At 54.2% G+C, this 9,660-nt stretch carries 6 protein-coding genes and 1 tRNA gene; 1 reads left to right on the top strand and 6 read right to left on the bottom strand.

Features of this window, described 5'->3' with window-relative positions; translation table 11 throughout:
• The first annotated feature begins 1 nt into the window (after nt 1).
• Nucleotides 2-76, top strand: a tRNA-Gln gene (locus B4U49_RS10400).
• Between the two features lie 114 nt (nt 77-190).
• Here B4U49_RS10400 and B4U49_RS10395 read toward each other — a convergent pair.
• The 6 genes from B4U49_RS10395 to pyk all read right to left on the bottom strand — a co-directional run bounded on the left by B4U49_RS10395 (nt 191) and on the right by pyk (nt 9,590).
• Nucleotides 191-1,252: a sulfite exporter TauE/SafE family protein gene (locus B4U49_RS10395; RefSeq protein WP_078084523.1), complete on the bottom strand. Its 1,062-nt coding sequence runs from the start codon at nt 1,250-1,252 to the stop codon at nt 191-193.
• A gap of 8 nt (nt 1,253-1,260) precedes the next feature.
• A complete protein-coding gene (locus tag B4U49_RS10390; RefSeq protein ID WP_078084522.1) occupies nt 1,261-2,787 on the bottom strand; it encodes a tryptophan halogenase family protein in 1,527 nt (508 codons plus the stop codon).
• 6 nt (nt 2,788-2,793) lie between these two features.
• On the bottom strand, nt 2,794-4,359 hold the full coding sequence (locus B4U49_RS10385; protein WP_204903020.1) for a tryptophan halogenase family protein: 1,566 nt from the start codon (nt 4,357-4,359) through the stop codon (nt 2,794-2,796).
• Between the two features lie 22 nt (nt 4,360-4,381).
• The gene (locus B4U49_RS10380; RefSeq protein ID WP_078084521.1) at nt 4,382-5,098 is read right to left on the bottom strand and encodes a SapC family protein; all 717 of its coding nucleotides are present in this window, start codon (nt 5,096-5,098) and stop codon (nt 4,382-4,384) included.
• A 116-nt stretch (nt 5,099-5,214) separates the two neighbouring features.
• Complete coding sequence (locus B4U49_RS10375; RefSeq protein WP_078084520.1) at nt 5,215-7,758, bottom strand: TonB-dependent receptor; 2,544 nt, start codon at nt 7,756-7,758, stop codon at nt 5,215-5,217.
• 395 nt (nt 7,759-8,153) lie between these two features.
• On the bottom strand, nt 8,154-9,590 hold the full coding sequence (gene pyk / locus B4U49_RS10370; protein WP_078084527.1) for a pyruvate kinase: 1,437 nt from the start codon (nt 9,588-9,590) through the stop codon (nt 8,154-8,156).
• Nucleotides 9,591-9,660 lie beyond the last annotated feature (70 nt).

Below are 9,660 nucleotides of genomic sequence, written 5' to 3'. Positions count from 1 at the left end.
CTGGGGTGTAGCCAAGCGGTAAGGCAGCGGGTTTTGATCCCGTCATGCGAAGGTTCGAATCCTTCCACCCCAGCCATATACGAAAAAGGCGATCTCTTACGAGATCGCCTTTTTTATTGCCGGATCCGAATGCAAACACACAGGTGTGAAGCCGGAAGCTTATGTAAAGCTATTCGATAGCTGAAAGCAGCTATGATCCCGGCGCCAGCTGATTCAAAGGGATATCCACATCCGACTCAGCAGCCTGAGTGCGTTCGCGCTCGCGGCGCAGCCCCAATTGGCGCAGCGCCTCGAATCCAGCGAGACACACCAGCACCGAGACCAGCGCGACAGCCGTTCCGGCAACCCCCAGGGTCGCCCTTTCCGAAATACAGGTCCATACGAGCTGCACAATGCACAGTAGGGCCACCACTAGCAGAGTGGGTTTGCGCCCAATCAACCCGACCACAAATACCCCCAGCGGCGCTCCCAGTGCTACCACAGGTGCCGCAGCCAGCCAGTTACCCAGCACCCCCGGCTGCCAGTCACCAGCAACACTTTTCACCACAACGCCCACCACGGAAGAGAACGCCATGATGACCACAGATGTGGGAATGGCGACCTTGAGATCCACACGGCTGAGCAACACCAGTGCCGCGTAGATGACCATATCGATACCCACCCCGGTGACCGATACCGCAGCAAAACCGGAAATCGCCCCAAGCATCAGCCCCACCCGAAAATCCTTGGGACAACGCGGATCTCCCGCGTGATCGTGACCAGTAATCTCGCGCAGGCGATACAGATGCAGAATTCCGAAGCTCCCCCAGATCACCGCAAACGACAGTTTTACCCACAGCTCGGGAACAAGGGGTGCAAAATGGAGAATACCCAGTGGCGTCGCCAACAGGCTTCCCAGCAACGCACCGCGCAACATGGACCAGGCCAGCAACTGGCGCCGACAGAAAATAAAGATACTGGCGCTGACCATACCGATGGACTGCACCGCAAAACTGAAATCCCGGCCGAGACTGGCCGGCATATCGAACAGCAACACCAGTACGGGAAACCCGACAGTGCCGCCGCCCATGGGCGTAGAGCCCGCCGCGTAGGAGCCAATAGCCATGGACAGCGCCATGGGCCAGTGCTCTGCCACGGTATCCCAAAGGTTATAACTGGAGACAAACAGTGCCCACAGGCCATAAAACATGGCCAGCCAAAGTATCCAGGGCGAGATTGAGCGACAGGTGTCCCGGGCGGGAATAAGTTTCATAGCCCCGTTCAACCTCGCCTTTTGGCGTGCACTGCCTGCAGAAACTGCGAGTGATCCAGAGTTCCGGATTTCGCACGCCCCAGCAATTGAGAAAAACGCTGGAAAATACCGTCTACTTCACTTTCTGACATTGCGAACTGGGGAGCCGGGTAGTGCTGCATGCCGTACAATACATAGCGGTAGTTGGTATCAGTGAAGATACTCGCGTAACTCCCGGCAAAGTCCTGATACTCACAGATTTTGCGCTTCCAGAGCGGCAATTTTGATTTCAGCCAAGCGCAACCTTCTACAGTCGCAGATGCTGAACGCCAGAAATCACTGTCATCGCGGTCGGACAGGCAATAATGCAGCACAATGAATTGCTTGAGATCCTGGTAGAACCCGCGCATTTTTTCATTGTAGGAATCACGCAGTACATCACTGCCATCATCGCCAGCCAGATGAGTGGCTAGCAGACTCACACCCAGATGGATCATATGCAAGCCGGTAGACTCCAACGGCTCGATAAAGCCCCCGGAAAGTCCAATTGCCGCGCAATTCCCAACCCAGGTATTCCTGCGGCACCCGACCTTCATATCCAGATGCGTACACTTGAGCACACTGGATTCAGGGCCGAGAAACTCCCTCAATTCTCTTTCCGCATCTTGCGGCGAAAGCCGCCCACTATCGTAGACATATCCGCTGCCCTGACGATTGATCAGGTCAATCTGCCAAGCCCAACCAGAAGAGAGCGCAGTCGCAACCGTATAGGAACGCGGCTTCTCACCAGGGGGAAGCTCGCGCTGGATCGCCACAGCCTTGTCACAGGGAAGAACATCGGTAAACGACTCCCAGTTATCCTTCTGAAGCTTGTCGATTAAAAGTCCGCGAAACCCGGTGCAGTCCAAAAAGAAGTCACCGGCAACAGATCCCTGGTCAGTCTCCACTGACAAAATTTTCCCGGATACGACAGCCGCATCTGTAACCGTGGCTTCAATGTGCCTAACCCCCTGCTCCACAGCTTTACGCCTGAGGAAGCGAGCTAACAGCGTAGCGTCCAGATGGTAACCGTAGGGAACCACCGCCTGATAATTCGGGGAAGACGCCCCCTTTGGACAATGCCCCCATTTGATAAGATGGGAATTTACACTGACACCTTCGTCGTAGCGCTCTTGCGACTGGCGTTCGCCAACAAACCACGCGCTGGAGATATCCACAGAGCCGCCGGGCTGCTGCTGATCAAAAGGATGAAAATATTCGTGGGTTTTTCCTGCAACCGGCTTCATCCAGTTACGAAACATAATTCCCGACTTGATGGTCGCATTGGTTTCAGCCATTAATTCGGCTTCATCCAACCCCATTGCACCGAAGAAGAAACGAATGCTGTGGACCGTTGCTTCTCCGACGCCAATGATGCCAATGTCCGGACTCTCTATGACGTTGATCTGGAAGTTTTTTGCTTCGCGATTGAAATAACGATTCAGGTAGATTGCGGCCATCCAGCCGGCACTTCCTCCACCCACAATATTCAATGTTTTAACGGTGTGAGACTGCATAAGTGGCTAGATTTTTTGTAAACCGTATTTTTTTATTTTCTCAACCAGGGTTCGATGCTCCGGCAAGCTGCCGAGCAAGCGGGAAGCATAACTCGAGATATCGGTCATCCGATCGATTGCATCCGACATCATTGGATAGCGCCCGGACAGCTGGGTACCAATATTGGTATCGAACCCCATCCCGTAGAGAACGTACTGGTAATTGGCCAGATTAAAAATTTCGAGCTTGCTCGGAAACTCGTAAACACTGGGAGGCTGAGCTTTCCAGAGTTGCAGCTTTTCTTGCAACGTATCAGGAATGGACGAAGCATCACAATTATCCACCCAGAACGGGTGATCCCGTCGCTGACTGATGCAGTAATGCAACTTGATAAAGTCAATCACCCGGTCCCAGGCGTACTGGACTGCGCGATTGAATTGCTTCGCGGCAATGGGCATCACCGAGCGACTTGCAGGAAAGATTTCTGCCAGCATTCTCGCAGTCGCGTCATAAACCAGAATACCGGTGGCCTCAAGAGGCTCCACGAACCCCTGCGACAGACCGATAGCAACGCAATTATTTTGCCAATACGTTTCCCGGTGGCCGACGCGCATGGGAATTTTTCGCACGGACAGATTGCCGTCATCATCACCGAGATAACGCCGAAAAACAGATTCAGCCTGATCATGATCCGTGTGCGCGCTCGAATACACGTACCCGGTACCACGTCTTTCCGACAGACCGATATCCCAGATCCAGCCACTCTCCTGAGCAGTGGAGATGGTAAAACTTGGGATCGGCGCATTCGCATCGGAATATGGCAACTGGGCAGCCAGAGCATAATCTGCAAAAAGGATGTGGCGCTTGTCGATGAATTCAACCCCGAGGGACTGTCCGATTAGTAGCGACGCAAAACCGGTGCAATCCACAAAGAGGTCCGCCTCCAGGGTTTCTCCCGCGGCAGTGGTAACCGAAGAAATATCCCCAGACTCGTCACAATTCACTCGCTGCACATCAGCCAGTACATGCCGGACCCCAAGTTTATCCACACCATGCCGAGTCAGCAGACGGGCGAACTTCGCCGCATCCAGATGATAGGCGTAGCTAACTATTCCCTCGTACTCCGGCACAGTCATGTCTTTGGGGCCGAGGCCTCTATCGCAGATGGCACCCTGCACGGAAACGGCATCCACATAACTGCGGCCATTGCTGTTTTGCAGCCAGTACGGCGTCAGATCCCCGGATCCACTGTCGGGATAATCAAATACATGGTGATAGTAATCAGAACCAAAAATATCAGGTGAGCGTGCCCAGTTTGCAAACTTGATGCCTTGCTTGAATGTGGCATCGCATTCGCGAACGAATTCGGTTTCGCTGATCCCGAGGTAACGCAGGGATTCCCTGATCGCGGGTACAGTGCCTTCACCAACACCGATAGTAGGAATATTTTCGGACTCGACCAGCGTTACCTGAACGCCAGCGGGAGAGGAGGAAGCGAGTTTCTTGGCGAGGTGACAGGCCGACAACCAGCCGGCCGTGCCACCCCCGACTACCAATACCCGCTTGATTTGCTCAGAGCTATTGATAGTCATTGTATCAAACTAGGTTCGACTATCAGGCGCCGGCCTGCATCTTGGCCAGACGGGAGAACTGATGCATGGAGCCGAGCTGTGCGAACAGCGGCGGCAGGAAACCACGCTTGCGGAAATCGGCGAAATCTTCTTCGCTGAGTTCGCCCAGTTTCTTCTCATCGACCATGTAGATACCGGTCAGGTTGATCTTCTCACCGCCAGCGTTGACTGCGACGTTCTGAGTGGTCAGCAAGTCTTTTTCGGCCAAAATGGTGATGAACGCCTTGGTCATCTGATCGCTTTCCAGGTACCCCACCAGAGACTCTTTCTTCGCCTTCAGGTATTCGGACTCTTCTCCAGATTCGGTGAACAGCTCGTTGCCTTCCTCTTCACCAACTACCGGGCTGTTCTCGATCAGGCCAACCATCAGTTGTTCTTTGTTCTCACCAGCCGGAGCCAGGATAAAGGGGTGATTACGGACAGCACCAGGTACGAATACGCCTTTCCAGGACTCGCCGTCCACGAACAGGTTCTCGCCCACTTTCAGACTGAGCAATGCAACAGACTGGAACTGACCGGTATCGGAATTCTTGACAAAAACGATCGGGTATTCTGCCCCAAGACGGGCAAATTCGTGAGCAGTTACCGGCACCATGTGTGCATTCTTGACGTGCTCAAAGGTCCCCAATTCACGTACTTTCAGCTTTCCGTGAACATCACTACGCAGTGGAACGATTTTCGGGGCTTCTACAGTGGCCATACAACACCTTATTGATTTGAAGTTATTCTAAAAAAGCCCGCCTAGTATATTTTTCATACGAAAAAAGGGAAGCAAAAACTTCCCTTTTTCCGTTACTCAGCGAATCTATCTCGCTATCAGAACTTGTAAGAAGCTCCGATGTTGATACGGCGAGCAGTTTCGTACTCATACAGCGGGAAACCAGAGGTAAAACCGGTTCCCGGCGCAGGCTCAGCATTGTTACCGATCTGGACAGATTCTTCTGCCAGAAGGTTGTTAACGTCGAGCTTGACATCCAGATTCTCGGTAGCGTACCAAACGGCACTCAGGTCCAGGCTGCCGAAGTCATCGTGCAGACGATTACCGTAGGAACCGGACTCACGAATCATGTACTCACTGCGCCAGTTGTAAGCAATACGGGCAGAGAACATGTCATTTTCGTAGTAACCGGTCAAGTTGTATACGTTCTCGGAGCTGTCGCTCAGGAACGGATTACCATCGGTAAAGGTCATCTTGTCGGTGGAGGTATCGGTCCAGGTGTAGTTGGCGATGGCACCGAAGCCGTTACCGAAGTCTTGCTGGTAGCCCAGCTCGATACCGGTAATTTTCGCATCTTCACCGTTGTCTTTCTCCTGAACGGTCCAACCGAAAGCAGCTTCACTGGCCGGCAGATCGAACGGGATCTCGCCAGCAGATGCGCTGTACTCGCTGATGGTTACAAAGTTGCTCACATCTTTGTAGAAGAAGCCACCAGAGATCAGAGAACCTTCAGCGAAGTAGTACTCAACACCCAAGTCGAACTGGTTCGCCAGGAACGGCTCGAGACCAATATTACCGGTCACCCAGAACTGGTTGTTGTCGATTTCGTCGTCAGCACCGATGGGGCTCGGGTTCACGTACATGTCGACGTACTGCGGACGGGCCATTACTTTCGCCGCAGAAGTACGCAGCACAACGTCTTCGCTCAGGTTGTACGCGAGGTTGAAGCTGGGCAGCACGACGGAGTAGTCGGCGTCGGTCTCGGTTTTAACACCGTCGATATAGTAGGTGGAAGTAGCGTCGGTGGACACGTAACGTACACCGAAGTTACCGCGCACTTCACCAGCCTCATAAGTGGCCATCACGTATACCGCGGAGTTGGTCTCATCGATCTCGCTGTAGGAGCCGAGGTCTTCAACCTTGTCAACGATAGAGGAACGAGCCCACGCTTTCAGCGCATCGTCATCCAGTTTCGGGATTGAGTAGCCGCCAGCACCGGCACTGATGGTGCCATCCAGGATGCCATCGGTAGAGATGGTGGGATCGAAATCCGCATCCTGAATGAACTCGAAGCGACGGCTGGTCGCATTGTGGTCGGCAGTTTTGATACCGGTCTTGATGCTATTAATCGCACCAAACGCCACATCAAACTCCAGGTCAGCCTGGAAGTAAGTTTCTTCGTCGGTTTTCGGCGTCGCATTGAAGTTCGCGCCGGTACCCATGACCACACTGCCCGGGTCATAGCTGCCCATATCGAAACCGTTCAGGTCCCAGGTCTGACTGCCGTTCATGAAGTCGTAGGTTGCGCCATCGAGGGCCAGACCGCCGGAACCGTCTTCCACCACCATTTCGAAATCAGTACCACCGGTAGAAGAGGTAGAACCAACCTGTACGCTCACCTCGTAGCCATCACCGGTGTAGGTAGTGGTCAGGTCGAAAACGTCGGAGTTCATGGTCGCTTCACGCGGACGCGCCTGCAGGTAGGCCAGGTTAACCGGGCCGCGCGCAGTAGTGCCGTTCAGCTGATCAGCGGGATCAACATCTACACCACACCAGCCACAGTTGCCCTGGGTCAGCCACAGTGCGTAGTTGGTGTTATCTGCTTCCATCTGCATGTCGATGGCGTTCAGCACGATGTCGAGGTTTTCGGTCGGCTGGTACTGGAAGGTAGCATTGATCGCAGAGCGCTTACGCTCCTGCTCAAACGCAACCGGGCCGGCGCCCCACTCCCAGAATGCTTCGTTACCCTGACGCTGCAGCAGACGCTCTTGGGATACCGCGGAAATCAGTACACCGAAAGTCTCGGAGTCGTTTTTCCAGCTGCCGAGGCCAGAGAACTGCGGGTCAGTGGAGTCGGAGTCAGACTGCTGGGATGCTTCTACAGAGGCCTGCAGGGTCAGCGGATCAAGGTCCAGCGGCTTGCGAGTGTTGATAACTACGGTACCACCAACACCACCTTCTGCGAGGTCAGCCTGGGAGGATTTGTAAACTTCGATGTTGCCAACCAACTCGGAGGGCAGCAGCTCGTAGTTGAAGCTACGCTTGGCGGGCTCAAGTACAAACCAGCCAGTAGATGCAACGTTCTGACCATTCAGAGTGGTCAGGGTCAGGTCGTTACCCGCACCGCGGATAGATACTGCGGCACCTTCACCGAACTGGCGCTGGATGGTAACACCCGGGACACGCTGCAGGGATTCTGCAACGTTCTTGTCCGGGAACTTGCCGATATCCTCTGCAGAGATTGCGTCGACAATAGAGTTGGAGTCACGCTTGGTGCTGAGAGCATCCTGCAGAGAACCACGAATACCGGTAACGGTAATCTCTTCCAGAGCTGAGTCCTGAGCAACTGCCAGTGGAGCCATCAGGCCACCACTCAGTACAGCTGCGCTGATCGAGAGAGCGAGTTTGTTGCGCTTGAGCATCGATTTCCCCTTCCTTTTTTATAGATATAAAGGTTTGGTTAGAAACTTTTTATTCACCTTGTACCTCAAAATGATAGCGCTGTCATTCGTTTTTATGATAGCGCTGTCATTCTCAAGATTGACAATACACAGAATGAAATAAAAAAGCTACCTACGGGGAAAGGAAATATCCGGCTTTTTTGTCGCATTTTGCAACACCAACCTGTCACTTGTGACAATTGGCATGGAACTACTCGAAACCCGGGCGCAAATCAGGAGAAAAAACATACAGCACAAATAACTGGCTAGCCCCAATGTGTCAGCAGAGAAAGCTGCAGGCCAAAAGTAAAACTCCCGACCGGAGTCGGGAGCAACACTATCTACAGAGCTGAACCGCCAGCGGATATCCCTGCGGGTTATTCAATTTCCTTGATACGCATGGAGCTGGTGCCGCCGCCCATATTCAGGCGCTCCCCCTGAGTAATCAGGATCCGCTCACCCTTCTCCAGGGTTACCCGGGATCCCAGCACCTCAATGATGGCATCGGTCAGGTGACCCAGGGGAACAGAAGCGGGATCAAACTCGATGGGCTCGACACCACGCAGCAATACCAGCTGACGTGCAACACGCGGGTGGCGGGTCAGCGCGTAGATTGGCAGCTGCGACGTCGCGCGGGACATGATGCGCGGGGTGCGACCGGATTCGGTGAGCGCGGCTACCGCGCTCAGATTTTCAACCCGGACTGCAGCCTCGATCGCCGCCTGGGCAATAACCGTATCGATGGTTTCTGATGAGGATCGGTCCGCTGCCGGACGGGTAGTGGTACCGAGGTACTGCTCTGCCCCCACAACCACTTCCGCCATAGACTCCACAGCGGCAACCGGGAAATCGCCGGCAGCGGTTTCCGCGGATAGCATCACCGCATCGGTGCCATCGAGCACCGCATTGGCAACATCCATCACTTCGGCGCGCGTCGGCGTCGGGTTGGTGATCATGGATTCCATCATCTGGGTTGCGGTGATCACACCGCGGTTCAGAGCATTGGCACGGTTGATCAGTTTTTTCTGCACGCCCACCAGTGCGGCATCGCCGATCTCTACACCCAGGTCACCACGGGCAACCATGATGACATCCGATGCGAGAATGATGTCATCCATCTGCTCGTCATTGTTCACCGCTTCCGCGCGTTCCACCTTGGCGACGATGGCAGCATTGCTACCCGCTTCGCGCATGGCCTTGCGTGCGATTTCCAGGTCTTCGCCACTGCGCGGGAAGCTCACTGCGAGGAAATCCACATCCAGCTCAGCGGCGAGCTTGATGTCTTCGTAATCTTTTTCCGTCAGTGCCGGAGCAGAAAGGCCACCGCCCAACAGGTTAATGCCCTTGTTGTTGGACAGCTTGCCACCCTGAAGCACTCGACAGAACAACTTGCTGTTGGTGCCACCGGTCACTTCGAGACGGATCTTGCCGTCGTCCAGCAGCAAGATATTGCCGGGCTTGCAATCCGCAATCAGGGACGGGTAGTCCACGCCCACACGCTGCTGGTTTCCGCCCTCTTTCGGGCAATCCGCATCGAGGGTGAACTCGGCGTTGTTCTCGAGAAAAATGCTGCCTTCAGCGAAGCGGGCAATACGGATTTTCGGCCCCTGAAGGTCGCCAAGCACAGCCACCAGCTTGTTCTGTTCAGCGGCGGCGCGACGCACTTCTTCCACGCGCTTGCGGTGGTCATCGGCACTGCCGTGAGAAAAGTTCAGGCGCACGACGTTGACGCCTGCGCGGATAATCTCGTCAATAACACGCGGCTTATCAGTACCCGGACCGAGTGTGGCAACAATTTTGGTATGGCGAATCATATTGGTGGTATTCGTTTTTCGATTGGATGAGAGGCGAATATTGTTTTTATTACAGTCGGCGCTGACTGCA

Source organism: Microbulbifer mangrovi (genome assembly GCF_002009015.1).
Classification (GTDB): Bacteria; Pseudomonadota; Gammaproteobacteria; order Pseudomonadales; family Cellvibrionaceae; genus Microbulbifer; species Microbulbifer mangrovi.
The sequence above is the reverse complement of the archived record's forward strand: the minus strand, read 5'-3'. Positions and strand labels throughout refer to the sequence as shown.